Source organism: Henriciella marina, from assembly GCF_027213945.1.
Lineage (GTDB): Bacteria > Pseudomonadota > Alphaproteobacteria > Caulobacterales > Hyphomonadaceae > Henriciella > Henriciella marina_A.
Genome location: NZ_JAPWGW010000003.1, coordinates 458,841 through 474,197 on the forward strand (window position 1 = coordinate 458,841; position 15,357 = coordinate 474,197).

Consider the following 15,357-nt stretch of genomic DNA (forward strand, 5'->3'; position numbering starts at 1 on the left):
GGTGCAGCCAGTCAGCGCGAGAGTTGCAAGACAAAAGAGAAGCGGTTTCATATACTGGTACGACCCGTGCGGTCTTAATACTTTAACTGCGTTTACACATACAGGTTGGAGTTTTGACGTCCAGACCCTTATGCCAAAGTGGTTCACATACTGTGGTAAGCGTTCAGACAAGGTTTATAGATGCTCAAACTTTACCCACCTGTTGACACTAACAGGACAGGCCGCCTCAGGGTTTCAGACCTGCACGAAATTTACTGGGAAGAGTCGGGCAATCCTGACGGCATCCCGGTCATCGGTGTCCATGGTGGCCCTGGCGGCGGCTCCAGCCCTGAGATGCGCCGCTTCTTTGATCCGAAACTCTATCGCATCATCCTGTTTGATCAGCGTGGTTGTGGCCGGTCCACACCGCATTCCGAGCTGGAAGAGAACGACACCTGGGCATTGGTCAGCGACATGGAGCGCATTCGTGAAGCGCTGAACGTTGACAAATGGGTGGTATTCGGCGGCTCCTGGGGATCGACCCTGTCGCTCTCCTATGCCGTCACCCACACCGATCGCGTGTTGGGCCTCATTCTGCGTGGCATCTTCCTGATCACCGAAGCCGAGATCCAGTGGTTCTACCAGGATGGCGCAAGCCGCATCTTCCCGGATGCCTTCGACCGCTATGTCGCCCCGATCCCGGAAGACGAGCGCGGCGACCTGCTTCACGCGTTCCATAAGCGGCTGACAGGCAGCGACCGGCGTGCCCGTATTGCGGCAGCCAAAGCCTGGGCCTGCTGGGAAGGAGAGACCATCTCGATCAAGGGCCCGGATTCACGTCCGGCCAAGTTTGAGGAAGACAGCTTCGCAGACGCCTTCGCGCGCATCGAGTGCCACTACTTCGTAAATAAGGGCTTCTTTCCGGAAGACGGCTGGCTGTTGAAGCAGGCCGAGGAAAAGCTGAGCGGTGTGCCCGGCATAATCGTCCACGGCCGCTATGACGTCGTGACCCCGATCGGGACGGCCTGGCAGCTGACCAAGGCATGGCCTGATGCCAAACTGCACATCGTCCCGGATGCAGGCCATTCGAGCCTCGATCCCGGCATAGTGGATCAGCTGATCACTGCGACGCGGGCTTTCGCCAAAAAGTTTGGCTAGGTCCACGAGCTAAGTAAAAATAAAAGGGCGCTCCTGATTGGGAGCGCCCTTTTTTGTTTCGTGGATGCGGGCTGCGGATGACGGCGTCCCGGTCAGGACGGTGTTTCTGAGCCAGCACCCGCATCAGTTTCGGTTTCTTCTGCTGGTGGCTGAACATCGAGTTCCTCAACAGGAGCAAGCTCATTGTTCGGGCCAAGCAGCTGGGTCATGAAACCAGGCAGTTGAACGTTGTATTGCTGCTGGATCTTGTCGAAGAAGCCGAAGAACAGGACGAAGCCGAGGAAGGCAGGAACGAACCAGCGCATCAGGAAGCGCCAGACATTCATGACGAAACCTTCGCCGATCTCGCTTGTCATCATGTCACGCGAGAGCACCCAGCCTGCGAAGATAACCGCAAGAAGACCGCCGAGCGGAAGCAGGATGTTGCCCGTCACGAAGTCCACAAAGTCGAGATACTCAAGCGAAAAGACATAGGCTGCACCGACGACGAACAGGATGAAGCCCATCCCCATCGCCGCGCCAAGGCGGGTGACGCCCTGACGTTCCTCAAGCCATGAGACTGACACCTCAAGCAGGGAGATGGATGAGGTGAAGGCCGCAAAGAGCGCGAGCGCAAAGAATATCACCGCAATGATCGGGCCGCCCGGAATGGAGCCAAACGCCACTGGCATGGAGACGAAGAAGAGGCTTGGACCGCCTGCCGGATCGAGACCCGCTGCAAAGACGACCGGGAAGATTGCAAAGCCAGCAATCAGCGCGACCAGCGTATCAGAGCCTGCAATCAGGCCGGACGAACGTGGGATGTTCGTCGAACGCGAAAGATATGCGCCATAAGTGATCATTAGGCCGACGCCGATACCGATAGAGAAGAAGGCCTGGCCGATCGCCTCAAGGAAGGTGTTGAAGCCAACCTGATCCCACTTCGGCGTGAGCAGGAACTCCGCCGCGCGGGCTGCGTCACCGGTCGCCAGACCGAAGCCGACGACAACCACGAGCATGACGAAAAAAGCCGGCATCAGAATGGTCGCTGCCCGCTCGATACCGCCTTTTACGCCACGGCCGACGACCACGATATTGGCGATCAGGAAGATGGCGAGCAGGAGAAGCATATACCATTTGGAGACGAGCGGGTGTTCGCCCTGCCCGATGGTATTGTTGAAGTTTGCTCCGGAGCTCGCCGCATCCATCCCGGTGAAGTTACCGCCGAGCGCCTGTAGCGTGAAGGCCATGAGCCAGGCGGAAATCACGACATAGAAGCTGAGGATGAAGGTCGCGGTGATTGTACCCACCCAGCCAACGATACCCCAGTTCAGGGACTTTGATTCTGCGCGGGCAAGCGACTGAACGCCTTCAATTGCCGACATGCCGGATTTGCGACCCATCGAGTATTCCGCCATCAGCAGCGGAAGCCCAACAAATGCAACACAGAGCAGGTAGATGATAATGAAGGCACCGCCTCCATTTTCGCCTGCGGTGTATGGAAACCGCCAGAAATTGCCGAGACCTACCGATGAGCCGACGGCGGCCATGATGAAGCCGAATTTCGACCCCCATGTCTCAGTCTTGCGGCCAATTTCCATTATCTGCTCCCCTCGTGAAAAGAATTTTGCCGGACACTAGCTTTAGCGGGACAAAGGTCAACGCACCTGCCCACATAGAGGTCAAATCATCCCCTGAGTGCTCAGGCGCTCGTCGCGTCCGATGTGCACAGAGAGGAGAATGCCGAAGCAAGCCATGGTGGTGAACATCACGGTACCACCATAGGAGACGAGCGGCAGCGGCACGCCAACGACAGGGACGAGACCCAGCACCATCGCCACATTGAAGAGGATGAAGAAGGCCACCGTTGCGACGCAACCTACCGCCGCGAAGCGTCCGAAAAGCGAGGCCGATCGCCCGGCAATGACAAGCCCCCAACCCAGGATCGCGGCCCAAAGTGCAAGAAGCCCTGTCGCGCCGAGGAAACCGAATTCTTCAGCGATCACGGTCAGAATGAAGTCGGTGTGCTGTTCGGGAATGTAGTCGAGTTGGGCCTGCGTGCCTTCCATAAAGCCCCTGCCCTGCCAACCACCCGACCCGATGGCAATTTTGGCCTGTTCGATCTGGTAGCCATCATCGAGCGTGTTCACCGCCTGGCCCGTGAGCTGCGCAAGGAAGGTATTCACCCGTTCGCGCTGATAATCCTGAAGCACGAACATGTAGATTGGCCACGCACTGGCGATACCCGCCAGGAAAACCGCCGCGATAATCCGGTAATAAAGCCCCGCAAGGAAGATGAGCACCGCGCCAGAGGCGATGAGCGCCAGTGTTGTGCCGAAGTCGGGCTGTTTGAAGATCAAGGCCGCCGGGACGATGATGATGAACAAGGCGGGCAGATGAATGAAGAACCTGCCTGACTGGAATGTCAGATTATTATGATAGTACCGCGCCAGCGCCAGTGTCAGCGCGAGCTTCATGAACTCAGACGGCTGTACGCCAATGGGACCAAGCTGCAGCCACCTTGTGGCACCGCCTCTCGTCAAGCCGAACAGCTCCACGCCGACAAGCATGGCCAGGGTCACGAAGTAAGCGGGCCAGGCCGCCCGCAGCCAGATACCAATCGGCACAAGCGCGATGACAAACATGATGCCGAGCGAGATGGCGAAGCGAACCGCATGACGGGCTGGCAGGCCAGCCTCCTCCGGGTTCGTGAAGGTCGAGGAATAGAGCGCCGCCGTGCCAATGCAGGCGACGGTGATCAGCATCAGGACCAGCCCCCATGGCAGCTCGCCCAGCGTCCCTGCAAGGGTGCGGTCTTCAAATCTGATAGCCGAGGCGCGTGCAGCCCGCGCCATCAGGGGTTGCCCCCGCCATTTCCGCTGCCCGATGCCGAGGCAGTCTGCTGCCACCGGGCAGCGGCGCGCGAGTCGCGGCGGATCGCGGTGGCGAGAATATCTCGGGCAACGGGCGCTGCGGTACTCGAACCGCCCTCACCATGTTCAACGACAACCGAAATCGCGTATTTCGGGTCATCGGCAGGCGCATAGGCAACGAAGAGTGCATGGTCGCGAAGACGCCGGTCAATCTCGTCGCCCTTGAGCACGCCTGAACGGCGCTCGGCCTCAGATATGCGACGCACTTGCGCGGTACCCGTCTTGCCCGCAAGGCGTGGGCCGCCAAGACCAAGATCGCCCGAGCGCCAGGCAGTACCACCCGCTTCGGAGGTGACGCCATACATTCCATCCATCATGCGTTGCATGTGGTCAGGGTCGAGCGGCTCAGCATAGGGGATCGGTTTATCAGGGCGCGGACCCTCGCCGATGATATAAGGCTCGATCAACCGGCCCTTGGCGGCAATGCGGGCAGACATGAGCGCCAGCTGGAGTGGCGACGCCGACAGATATCCCTGACCGATACCGTAGTTCAGGGTTTCACCTTCATACCAGGGTTCGCCCAGCGCCGCGCGCTTCCAGGCATCGTCTGGCACTGTACCACCGCGCCCACCCGTAAGGCCAAGGTCCCAAACCTGTCCGAAACCAAAGCGGCGCGAAACGTCGGCCAGATGTTCAACACCAATCTTGCGGGCAATATCATAGAAATAGACGTCGCAGCTGCCCTTCATGGCCCAATGCATGTCCACATTGCCGTGGCCGCCGCGCTTCCAGCAGTGCCAGGTGCGGTTACCGAACCGGTAGTAGCCATTGCAGTAAACCCGCTGGTCCGGGTTTATTCCGGCTTCAAGCGCTGCGGTCGCAACGACCATCTTGAACGTGGAGCCCGGCGGATAGGTGCCGTCATACGCCTTGTGGTAAAGCGGCGAGCGGTCATTCTCACGCAGCGCGTTATAGTCGGCATAGGATATGCCGTTGACGAAATCATTCGGATCAAAGGCTGGCGTCGACACGAAGGCGAGAATTGCGCCCGTTTCGATATCGAGAACGACAGCCGCACCGCTTTCGTCTCCGAAACGGTCGATTGCCGCGCGCTGAAGCTCAGCATCGACTGTCAGGCCAATATCCCGTCCCGGCGTCGGCGCGAGATCGTCGCTCTCAAGCTCACGAATGACGCGGCCTGCGGCATTTGTCTCAAGGCGGCGGAAGCCCGGTTCACCGCGCAACCAGCCTTCTGCGGCGCGCTCAATACCGGAACGACCCGTCCGCATATCCGGATGGCGAAAAAGGCGGGCCAGCAAGGATGCTTCCTCTGGAGAGGCATTTTCAGTCAGACGCGAGAGATCATCTGAACTTGCCTTGGCGACATAGCCAAGCACGTGAGCGAAATCGCGCCCACGCGGATAGGAGCGCGTCGCCGCCATGTCGGCGCGCACGCCCGGCATGTCAGCTGCCAGCAGCGTCATGCGTGCAAACTCTTCGTAGGTGAGCTCGCTTTTGACGATCGTCGACTGGAATGAAGCCTGGCTACGGGCCTGCTGGATCACCCGCTGGCGTTCATCCATCGGCAGATCGATATGGCGCGCAATTCCGGCCAGTGTGGCGTCCATGTCCGGCGTCTGCTCGCGGACGATGGAGACGCGGCCTGCCTGACGGTGGGAGGCAAGCGGAACGCCGAAACGGTCGTAGATCGCGCCACGGATCGGCGGAGCGAGATCGAGTTTGACCCCGTTCTCATTCGCAATTTCCTTGTAGCGCTCACCCTCGAAGAGCTGCAGCTGGACGAGGCGGGCAACGAGGCCAGAAAACAGGACGCCGCCAGCTGCACCCGTGATGATGGTGCGCCGATTGAGCCTGGATTCGAAGTCGAGTTCGCTGCTCATGACATGCTCCCCGCGAGTGGGCCGACCCTACGGCCAAGGTCAAAGACGGGTGCTGTAAGAATATGAAGAATATATGTGACTACAAACACATTCACCAGTGGCGATAGCTGAACGAGGTGGTTGCCGGAGAAGCTGGCGAACAGCCAGACCAGCACGAATGAAACCGCATACAGCACCACTGGTGCAACGGTGCTGATGAGGGGATTACGCTCCCGGTCAAAGCTGCGAGCAATGAGTGAGCTTGCGCCAAAGGCCGCCAGATTGATGAAGCCGAAACAGCCAAGTGGCGCATAGGCACTCACGTCCTGCGCCAGACCGAAAACGACAAGCACCACCATCGGGCGGAAGCCAAGACCGCTGCGTCCCCAGCCAATGGCCGCGACAAGCGAAGCGTACGGCCAGACCAGTTCAGTGTCGAAGAGCGTTTTCGGCGTGAGGCCGATAAGGCCGATCGCAGCAACGATGAGCGTACCGATCAGAAAGCGACTGGTTGGCCCGGTTTCGGCCCAGATACCTGAGATCGCGGAAAGGCGTTCAGACTTGCGGCGTCTTGCCATTATTACTCGCCTCCTGGCGCACCTGCGTCAGGCAGCGCGTCTGAAGCAGCGGTTTCAGCACCCTCTTCCGAACCCGCCTCGCCATCTGTCTCGATAGCGGATTCAGGGTCCGGCAACTCGGCTGGAAACTCCTCAGGGCGCGGGATCTGCATACTGGGCATCAGACGGACAAAGCCGCCGCGCCCACGATTCATACCGAACTCCACCCGAAGCGCACCGCCGCGTTCGACGACTTCGCCAACCACGATGCCGCGCGGGAAGATGCCACCCTCGCCTGATGTCAGGACCCGCTCGCCGAGAATGAAGCTGCCGCGCTCCGGCAGGTCAGTCAGCGTACCAAGATCGTCGCGGTCGCCGAACAGGATGGCGCGCATGCCGCTTGCCTCCCCCATGACAGGAACGCGTGAATTGAAGTCGGCAACGAGCAGCACGCGAGAGGACCGCTCCCCGATCTGGACGACACGGCCAACCAGGCCGCCCTCATTCTCTGCATAGGCGCCAGGCTGTACGCCCTGCAGCGTGCCAGCGTTGACGAGTATGGCCTCACGGAAAGGCCCGTTCGTTTCGGAGGTGATGCGAGCCGTTACGCCGCGAACGGGCGGTTCACCCATGACGTTCAGCATATCCTCATAGGCTTCCAGACGTGCCGCCATGGAAATCGCAACAGAGCGATAGCGCGTCAGTTCACGGACTTCTGCTTCGAGCTCGCGAATACGTTCGTCGCGGGCGGCCTTGCCGGAAATGCGGTCCCAAAGGCCGGGGCGCGCAGAACTGGCAAGCTGGTCAGCGGCGACAGTCCGTGCTGGGTCGATCCAGGCGCGAAGGCGCGGCGACGTCTGCGCAAGAAGCACAGCGAACAACACCACGAGCGCCACAATAAGGGCGTAGCGGCGTACGGGCCGGGCTTTCAGTCTTTTTCCACGCAAACGGGCCATGGTCGTCCCTTATTGCCTCCCCACGGCAGGGCTAATCCTGAAGTGAAGCGCAGCCGCGCGCAACCGGGATTTCAGCGCCGCGCACATGGCCGCGCGCAGGCCGTCGCCGGGCCTAGACTTCAGGCGACAGGACGTTGCGCATGCGCACGAGATTTTCGAGCACGTAGCCACACCCCTGCGCGACACATTTCAGCGGGTCGTCAGCGATCATGACTGGCAGCTTCGCCTGCTCGCGGATCACGACGTCGAGGTTGCGCAGCAGGGCGCCGCCGCCGGTCAATACAATGCCGCGATCAACAATGTCAGCAGCAAGTTCTGGCGCCATGGCTTCGAGCGCGAGACGGATCGCGTCTACGATTTCATTGACCGGATCGGCAAGCGCTTCGGCCATCATGGCCTCGTTCACTTCCACCTCGTTCGGCACACCGTCGATCGTGCCGCGGCCTCGAACCGTAACGGTAAGACCATCGCCGCTCTCTGGTGCCTTCGCCGAAGCGATTTCCTTCTTGATCCGCTCGGACGACATCTCGCCGATCATGATCTGCTGGTTCTTGCGCAGATAGGACATGATGGCGTGGTCCATCTTGTCGCCGCCGACACGTACGGAGCGCGAATAGACGATACCGCCCAGCGAAAGCACGGCGACCTCCGTCGTACCGCCGCCAATATCCACAACCATGGACCCGGCAGGCTCTTCGATCGGCAGGCCGGCGCCAATAGCGGCAGCCATCGGCTCTTCGATCAGCTGGACTTCGCGGGCGCCTGCAGCCAGAGCCGACTGATGGATCGCGCGGCGCTCAACGTTCGTTGCGGAGCTTGGAACACAGATGATGATCAGCGGAGAAACGAAAGCCCGGCGATTATGCACTTTGCGAATGAAGTGCTTGATCATTTCTTCGGCGACTTCGAAGTCGGCGATGACGCCATCACGCATCGGGCGGATGGCTTCCATGTTGAGCGGGGTCTTGCCGAGCATCTGCTTGGCCTGATTACCAACCGCGTACACGACCTTGCGGCCGCCCTGATTCATATAGGCGACGACAGAGGGTTCATCGAGCTTGATACCCTGACCCTTCACATAGACGAGCGTATTTGCCGTCCCGAGGTCAATCGCCATATCTGTGGAGAGCATGCCGAGAAGGCTACCGATCATGAGTAAGGTCGCTTCTTTACTATTGGCACGACCAAATTAGCTGCAGTCGTGCGAGAATTTCTTTGCCAGCCCGTATTCCCCATGCAGCCTTATTCCACGGAAAGCAAGTGAGAGGCTGCCCGAAACAGGTACGCCTCGTACACTCAATCTCGCCCCGAATTTCCGAAAGTTACAGGCCTGTAAGCGGCTGAAACAATAAGAAGAAGTTTTCGTACGCTTCGTACACTTGAGGGCTTGGGCTCTGGCGTTTGTTGTAAGCGGAGGTGTCCGGTGTGCAGCTCACGCAGCCAGACGCTTCATGCGTCGCGCCTCAAGCTTGTTCAGCGCATGGATATAAGCTTTCGCGCTGGCAACGAGCGTGTCCGGATCCGACGCACGTCCCACGGCCATGATCCCCTCGCCATTCAGCCTTACGCTGACCTCGGCCTGTGCATCCGTGCCGCCGGTGACTGCGTGGACCTGATAGAGATCGAGCTTGGCTTCATGGTTTACGATCTTACGAATTGCGTTGAACACCGCATCTACAGGGCCATTGCCCGTACAGCTGGCTTCCATGAGCTGCCCATCTACACGCAGGGACAGGTCGGCTTTCTGCGGACCGACCGATCCGGCAATGACGCGAAGGCTGTCAAAGCCGACGCGTTCACCCATAGCTGATAGCTGGTCATCGACCAGCGCCAGTATGTCATCGTCAAAGACATGCTTCTTGCGATCGGCGAGATCCTTGAACCTGCGAAACGCCTCGTTCAAAGATTCGGGCTCAAGCTCATAGCCGAGAGAGGCGAGCTTGTCCCGGAAAGCGTTACGGCCAGAAAGCTTGCCCATCACCAGGGATGACTTGGAGACGCCAACGTCTTCCGGCTTCATGATTTCGTAGGTTTCAGTGTTCTTCAGCATGCCATCCTGATGGATGCCGCTTTCATGGGCGAAGGCGTTCTTGCCAACGATCGCCTTGTTGTACTGGACCGGAAAACCGGTGATCCGGCTGACCATCTGGCTTGCTCGGGCCAGCCGGGTGGTATCGATCGCGGTTTCATAGGGCAGCGTGTCGCCGCGCACCTTGAACGCCATGACGATCTCTTCGAGCGCCGCATTGCCTGCCCGCTCGCCAAGACCATTAATCGTACATTCGATCTGTCTCGCTCCATTCTGTGCACCTGCGATGGAGTTTGCGACAGCGAGGCCGAGATCGTTGTGACAGTGCGTCGACCAGATCACCTTGTCCGAGTTCGGGATGGTTTCCCGCAGGGCCCGGATCAGGCCGCCATACTCATCGGGATGCGTATAGCCGACCGTATCGGGTACATTGATAGTCGTTGCCCCGGATGCGATTGCTGCATCGATACATTTGCAGAGGAAATCGAACTCGGTCCGGGTGGCGTCCTCTGCCGACCATTCAACGTCGTCGACAATATTGCGGGCATGGGCAACGGAACGGCCAACCGCCTCCAGCACAGCGTTCGGCCCCATCTGGAGCTTATGCTTCATGTGCACCGGGCTGGTGGAAATGAACGTATGGATGCGCGGGCGGGCCGCGTGACGCACCGCCTCACCGCAGCGATCAATATCCTCGAGCTTTGAACGCGACAGTCCGGTGATCACGGACGACTTTGATCGGCGTGCAATGTCCCGCACAGCCTCGAAGTCCCCCTGCGAAGAGGCAGGAAAGCCCGCCTCAATGATGTCGACGCCCATCGTTTCGAGAAGGTCGGCAAGCTCCAGCTTCTCATTGTGCGTCATCGAGGCGCCTGGCGACTGTTCGCCGTCGCGCATGGTCGTGTCGAAGATCAGGATGCGGTCTTTTCCGGTGGTCATGGACGGGCCTGCGAGTCTTTGGAACTGTCAGCGAAAGGGCGTTTAAGTCGATCCCCTGACCAGGCGCAGGACCAATCAGAGTCCGACGGCCACCAGCCAGGGGCTGCTAAGTAGCAGGTCCGTTAGTCCCTCAAGAGGCAAATTCTTGCGCATACTTGACCTAATCCGGCTTTTCGCTTGCCCTGTCAACCGGCTTGATAGGCATCGGCGAAATGATCTTGCCTGATTTCTGCCGGTGACGGACATAGAGCCAGAGCCCACCAAAAATGATTGCCGCCAGAACTGCCAATGCCGCCGCAATCAGCGGCGAACCAGTAATAGCTGAAATCAGGCTTTGTCCCGCGAAGGTCACCAGCAGGATTTTGGGGAGCGAGCCAATCGCCATACCGCCCAGAAATGCGAGATAGTTTGCGCGGAGCGCGCCGAACGCCATGTTGACGATCAGGAACGGCCCCGTCGGAACGTTGCGTACGATCATGCTCGCTGCGAAAGCATTCCGGCTGACAAATTCGGTAAAGCGCGCAGCACGGCGACCGGAGAAGCGTGCCACGGCCGCTTCTCCGCTGAACCTGCCAAGCCAGAAAGTCACCGTGCCGGAGACCATTGTCGCTACCCAGGAATAGAACGCGCCATTGACTGGACCGAAGGCGACAACCGCCGCCCCGATCAATCCGAACTGTGGCAGCCCCACAAATGCAGCGCCCGTAAAGAGCACGATAACCGCCGGTAGCGCCCATGGCGTGTCGGCCATTTCCTGCATCTGGACGATGAAAGCTTCGAGGGAGCCAAGCACACCCGTCTTTCCAAGCAGGAACAGGGTGATGACGGCGGCACCCAGCCCAAGGCCGAGCCAAAGAGCCTTGCGCGAACGTGCAGCGGGAATACGGTCGGTCGGGGTCGTCATGCGGGGATCCATGTCCTCCAGACCAGAATGTCCGTCAAGTCATCCTGGGCGTCAGAGCTTGAGCAATAGGCGCGGGAGCGAACGGCCTGAAACAGATTCAGACGGAGCGGTCCCGGCTTCGCGGGCGCCATAGCGCGTGTAGAAACCGACGGCGCCGGGATCGGATTCAATAATCATATTAGGGGCACCGCGTCGGCGCGCGGCCTCACACGCCCAATCCATGAGGACCCGCCCGACACCAGCGCCGGCCCTGTCTGGCTCAACAAAGAGCTTCTCCAGAAAGCAGCCGGCAGGACCGGTGCTTACCTGAACTATGCCAAGAATGTTGTCTTCGCCGTCCACTGCGACGGCAACTTCATCCTCATCCAGGTCCCAATGTGACAAGGTCAGTTCTTGCCTGAAAGCTTCAAGCAAGGTTGCGCTATAGCCGTGCACCGCTTTTGAACGCAGACACAGAGCCGAAAGGGCTTCCAGCTCTACGGCGCGAGCTCGGCGTATCTGAGCCACCGTTATGGCGCGCTCATCGGCTTTTCGAACTTCATGAGGAACTGGTCAGTACGGCCCCGCACTGACTCGTCGAAGACGTTTGCGTTCAGGTCGTCACCCGGATTGTCGAGCAGGTCGCTTTCGGCAACTAGAACGAAGCCCGCTTCCCGCCCAAGGTCGCGAACAATCTGCGGGTCGATGCGATGGGTTTCGCCGCCGATCGTCGCCGGGGCGCCGTCTGGCCCGGTGTGATCAAGCACGACAAAACTGCCACCCGGCTTCAGGACGCGGAAGATTTCAGGAAACGAGTCGTCGGGATTAGAGACGAGTGGCTCGCCATTTTCCGGCGTGTACCAGAGTTCATGCGGGCCTTGGAACCATGTCACGACGTCTATGCTCTCATCCTCCAGCGGGAAGCTGTCGAAGTCGGTGCGCAGATATTCCACATTATCGAGGCCATCCATACGGATCTCTGCCGCATCACCAAGGAAGCCATCGAACGCAGCAGGGTTCTGCATATAGAGCGTCGTATCTTCATTCAGGTATCGCGACAGGATTTCAGTAAAGTAGCCGCCGCCCGCCTCAAGTTCGAGAACCGTCTCATCTGGTAGCAGGCCAGAAAACTCTATTACCCCGGCCGGGCGGCGCAGCTCATCGCGCTCGACATCGGTCTCTGGCCGTTCGCTGCTTTCGATAGCGCCTTGAAGGCGGGCGCTATCCACGCCGGGCGAAGTCATCATTGGCGGAAGCGGCGCTTCTGCCGGGGGCAGGTCATCGCCGCCCTGCGTAGCGCAGGCGCTTGCCAAAAGAAGTGCGCTCAGTCCTGTCAGACGCTTGATCATGCTCGGGTCCTCCTTCGCAAGGCGATAAGCCTTGATGACCGGGATAAGCGGTTCGCGAGTCACAGACAATCAAAAACCGAAACATTGCGACTTGCAGCCATCGACAGGAAACCGCCACATTCAAGGCGAATTGTAGGCATGTCACCTGAATAAGGAATGCTAGCGAGGTCCCATCATGAAAGCCAAACGTCAGTTTATCGCAGGACTGATCAGCGCTTCCACTCTTGCGTTTGCCCTTCCGGCGTCCGCGCAATTTGGGCCAGAGCGGATCGCCAAACCGGATGCTGATGAGCTCTATGCCGACCGCGCCATGCAGAAGGGTTGGTATGACGATGCCCTCGAACGCTACGCGCAAGCCTGCGAAGACAAGAGCCAGCAGCGCGAAGTCTGGTCCCGCAATTGCAGGAAGGCCGGCCATATTTACCGCCGGGGTCTCGGCATCGAACAGGATTATGAACGCGCGCGCGAACTCTATGACACGTCGTGCTTCGATGGACGTGACGCCGATAGTTGCCTTGAACAGGCGCATGTCAGCTTCACCGGCAATGATGGAAACCAGGACTATGAGTATGCGCGCCGCCTTTATAAGCGCGCCTGCGATCTTGGCGATCAGACCGGCTGCGGAGGTTATGGCTCCATGGTCTATCGCGGCCAGGGCGGGATTATGAATCGGGAAGAAGGCAAGGATTACATCCAGCAGGCCTGCGAAACCGGCGACACTTGGTCCTGTGAGCGGGCACGTGGTTACGGGTTTCCGGACCGGCGCGGCCTTTGATCCGCCACAAAAACGTCCTCAACCCAAGGATACATAAAATTTGAAACTTGCGATTACAGCAATGTTTTCTTTCGGCTGCTATTTGAGCGGGCATGACACAAGGCTACCGACTCCTTGAAGCCGACAACGGCGCTGTTACACGAGCTCTGATTTTCTTCGGGTTCGTGATTGCCGCCGCCCTGTCTCTGTCGGTTCTCTTTGCGGTCCTTGTCATCAATCTGTTCGGGGTTCCTGCGGGAAATTACGACTTCATGCTGATGACGGTCGTCATCGCGGCATGTGTTGCAAGCCCAATGGCCGGCCTCGCCGCGCAGAACCAGTACCGCGTTGACCGTTACCAGACGACGCTGGAAGCCATGGCTTCGACGGACCCGCTGACCGGCCTCCTCAATCGTCGCTCCTTCAAGACGCTCGCCGAAGAAGAGCTTGCGCGCATGGAGCGCACAAGAAACAGCGTCTACGTCGCTCTATTCGACCTCGACCACTTCAAGCGCGTGAATGACACGTATGGCCATGCCTTCGGGGACCGTGTCCTCGTCTCTATTGCCAATCTCAGCCACGCTGCCCTCCGCGGTCCATTTGATCGCCTGGGACGCTGGGGCGGCGAGGAGTTCATCATTCTCCTCAGCGAAGTGAACCAGGAGCAAGCCGAAGCAGTGTGCGAGCGGCTTCGCAAGCGCATCGCAGGCACCGAAGTCAGCATCAATGGCAAGATGACGCGCGTCTCAGCAAGCTTTGGCCTCGCCAAGCTTCGCCCGGAAGACGGCCTTACGGCCTGCATCGAGAAAGCCGACGGCTATCTCTACGAAGCCAAGAATGGTGGGCGCAATTGCGTGCGTAGTGAACCAAGGATCCGCAGCGCCGCTTAAGTTGCGCGCGCCGCCTGTCACTCCCGACCTATTGAGAACCCACATTGCGGCTCATACATTGAGTGCGTGATGATACCATTTTCCGTTCTCGACCTCGCCCCGATCGTTGAAGGCAGCAATCCGCAGGATGCGCTGGCCCGTGCCCGGCGCCTTGCCACGCATGCCGACCGGCTCGGCTATAATCGCTACTGGCTGGCCGAACACCACAACATGCCCGGCATTGCGAGCGCGGCGACGGCCGTAATGATTGCCCATGCGGGTCAGGACACACAGAATATCCGCCTTGGCGCAGGTGGCATCATGCTGCCGAACCATGCGCCGATCATGGTGGCTGAGCAGTTCGGGACGCTTGAGGCGATCTATCCCGGCCGCATCGACCTTGGTCTTGGCCGTGCACCGGGCGGCGACCAGCTTGTCTCACAGGCCCTTCGCCGCACCATGGTTGGCGGCGAGGACCGCTTTCCCAAGGAAGTCATGGAGCTTCAGGCCTTCCTCGGCCCGGTCCAGCCGGGTCAACGTGTACAGGCCGTCCCCGGCGGCAATACGAACATCCCGCTCTGGATCCTCGGTTCGTCGACCTTTGGCGCGCAGCTGGCGGCCTATCTCGGCCTGCCCTACGCGTTCGCCTCTCACTTTGCGCCGCAGCAGATGAAACAGGCCATCTCCATCTATCGCGAGACGTTCCAGCCGTCAGCGCAGCTGAAGAAGCCCTATGTCATGCTCGGCTACAATATGATTGCCGCTGATAGCGAGGAAGAAGCAGACCGGCTTGCCTCATCGCTGCGCCGGACATTCGTCAATCTGCGCAGGGGCACACCGACACGCCTCGCCCCGCCTGACCCATCTTTCGACGCCGAAATCCAGCCGCACGAACGTACCATGCTCGAGGCCACACTTGCCTGCACGGCCATTGGCTCGCCCAAGACCGTCAGCGAAAAAGTCGAAGCGTTCCTCGCCGACACGGGCGCCGATGAGCTGATCCTCTCGGCACACATTTTTGACGAGCAGGCGCGGCTTCGTTCCTATGAAATCGCCGCAGATGTACGTGAAAGCCTGAGCGCCGCTAAAGCGGCCGAATAGGGTTCGCTAAAGATTTACTGGCGGGAGAGGCGATGGCGCGTTAGACCGCGC

The 15,357-nt window shown here is 59.5% G+C and carries 14 protein-coding genes; 4 read left to right on the forward strand and 10 right to left on the reverse strand.

Features of this window, described 5'->3' with window-relative positions:
* The first annotated feature begins 180 nt into the window (after positions 1 to 180).
* Entirely contained in the window at positions 181 to 1,137 is a 957-nt protein-coding gene (pip, locus tag O4G74_RS11475; protein WP_269402749.1) for a prolyl aminopeptidase, read from the forward strand.
* 92 nt (positions 1,138 to 1,229) lie between these two features.
* Here the strand turns inward: pip and O4G74_RS11480 are convergent, their stop codons facing one another.
* The 10 genes from O4G74_RS11480 to O4G74_RS11525 all read right to left on the reverse strand — a co-directional run bounded on the left by O4G74_RS11480 (position 1,230) and on the right by O4G74_RS11525 (position 12,582).
* Complete coding sequence (locus O4G74_RS11480) at positions 1,230 to 2,717, reverse strand: sodium-dependent transporter (protein ID WP_269402750.1); 1,488 nt, start codon at positions 2,715 to 2,717, stop codon at positions 1,230 to 1,232.
* Positions 2,718 to 2,798: 81 nt separating this feature from the next.
* The gene (gene rodA, locus O4G74_RS11485) at positions 2,799 to 3,971 is read right to left on the reverse strand and encodes a rod shape-determining protein RodA (RefSeq protein WP_119380480.1); all 1,173 of its coding nucleotides are present in this window, start codon (positions 3,969 to 3,971) and stop codon (positions 2,799 to 2,801) included.
* Positions 3,971 to 5,890, reverse strand: a complete 1,920-nt coding sequence (gene mrdA / locus O4G74_RS11490) for a penicillin-binding protein 2 (RefSeq protein WP_269402751.1) — start codon at positions 5,888 to 5,890, stop codon at positions 3,971 to 3,973. Before mrdA ends, rodA begins: the two co-directional genes overlap by 1 nt.
* Entirely contained in the window at positions 5,887 to 6,447 is a 561-nt protein-coding gene (locus tag O4G74_RS11495) for a hypothetical protein (RefSeq protein WP_269402752.1), read from the reverse strand. Before O4G74_RS11495 ends, mrdA begins: the two co-directional genes overlap by 4 nt.
* A 2-nt stretch (positions 6,448 to 6,449) precedes the next feature.
* Complete coding sequence (gene mreC / locus O4G74_RS11500) at positions 6,450 to 7,382, reverse strand: rod shape-determining protein MreC (RefSeq protein WP_269402753.1); 933 nt, start codon at positions 7,380 to 7,382, stop codon at positions 6,450 to 6,452.
* A gap of 112 nt (positions 7,383 to 7,494) precedes the next feature.
* Positions 7,495 to 8,535, reverse strand: coding sequence for a rod shape-determining protein (locus tag O4G74_RS11505; protein WP_119380476.1), 1,041 nt, complete (start codon positions 8,533 to 8,535; stop codon positions 7,495 to 7,497).
* Positions 8,536 to 8,814: 279 nt separating this feature from the next.
* The gene (locus O4G74_RS11510) at positions 8,815 to 10,350 is read right to left on the reverse strand and encodes a 2-isopropylmalate synthase (protein ID WP_269402754.1); all 1,536 of its coding nucleotides are present in this window, start codon (positions 10,348 to 10,350) and stop codon (positions 8,815 to 8,817) included.
* A 160-nt stretch (positions 10,351 to 10,510) separates the two neighbouring features.
* Entirely contained in the window at positions 10,511 to 11,254 is a 744-nt protein-coding gene (locus tag O4G74_RS11515; protein WP_269402755.1) for a TVP38/TMEM64 family protein, read from the reverse strand.
* 51 nt (positions 11,255 to 11,305) lie between these two features.
* A complete protein-coding gene (locus O4G74_RS11520) occupies positions 11,306 to 11,638 on the reverse strand; it encodes a GNAT family N-acetyltransferase (RefSeq protein WP_269402756.1) in 333 nt (110 codons plus the stop codon).
* Between the two features lie 125 nt (positions 11,639 to 11,763).
* Positions 11,764 to 12,582 carry a class I SAM-dependent methyltransferase gene (locus tag O4G74_RS11525; RefSeq protein WP_269402757.1) on the reverse strand — a complete coding sequence of 273 codons (819 nt, stop codon included), beginning with the start codon at positions 12,580 to 12,582 and terminating at the stop codon, positions 11,764 to 11,766.
* Positions 12,583 to 12,757: 175 nt separating this feature from the next.
* Between O4G74_RS11525 and O4G74_RS11530 the strand changes: the two genes are divergently transcribed.
* The 3 genes from O4G74_RS11530 (at position 12,758) to O4G74_RS11540 (ending at position 15,306) form a co-directional block, all read left to right on the forward strand.
* Complete coding sequence (locus O4G74_RS11530; RefSeq protein WP_269402758.1) at positions 12,758 to 13,357, forward strand: tetratricopeptide repeat protein; 600 nt, start codon at positions 12,758 to 12,760, stop codon at positions 13,355 to 13,357.
* Positions 13,358 to 13,449: 92 nt separating this feature from the next.
* Positions 13,450 to 14,226, forward strand: coding sequence for a GGDEF domain-containing protein (locus tag O4G74_RS11535; protein ID WP_269402759.1), 777 nt, complete (start codon positions 13,450 to 13,452; stop codon positions 14,224 to 14,226).
* A 69-nt stretch (positions 14,227 to 14,295) separates the two neighbouring features.
* Complete coding sequence (locus O4G74_RS11540) at positions 14,296 to 15,306, forward strand: LLM class flavin-dependent oxidoreductase (RefSeq protein WP_269402834.1); 1,011 nt, start codon at positions 14,296 to 14,298, stop codon at positions 15,304 to 15,306.
* Positions 15,307 to 15,357: the final 51 nt, after the last annotated feature.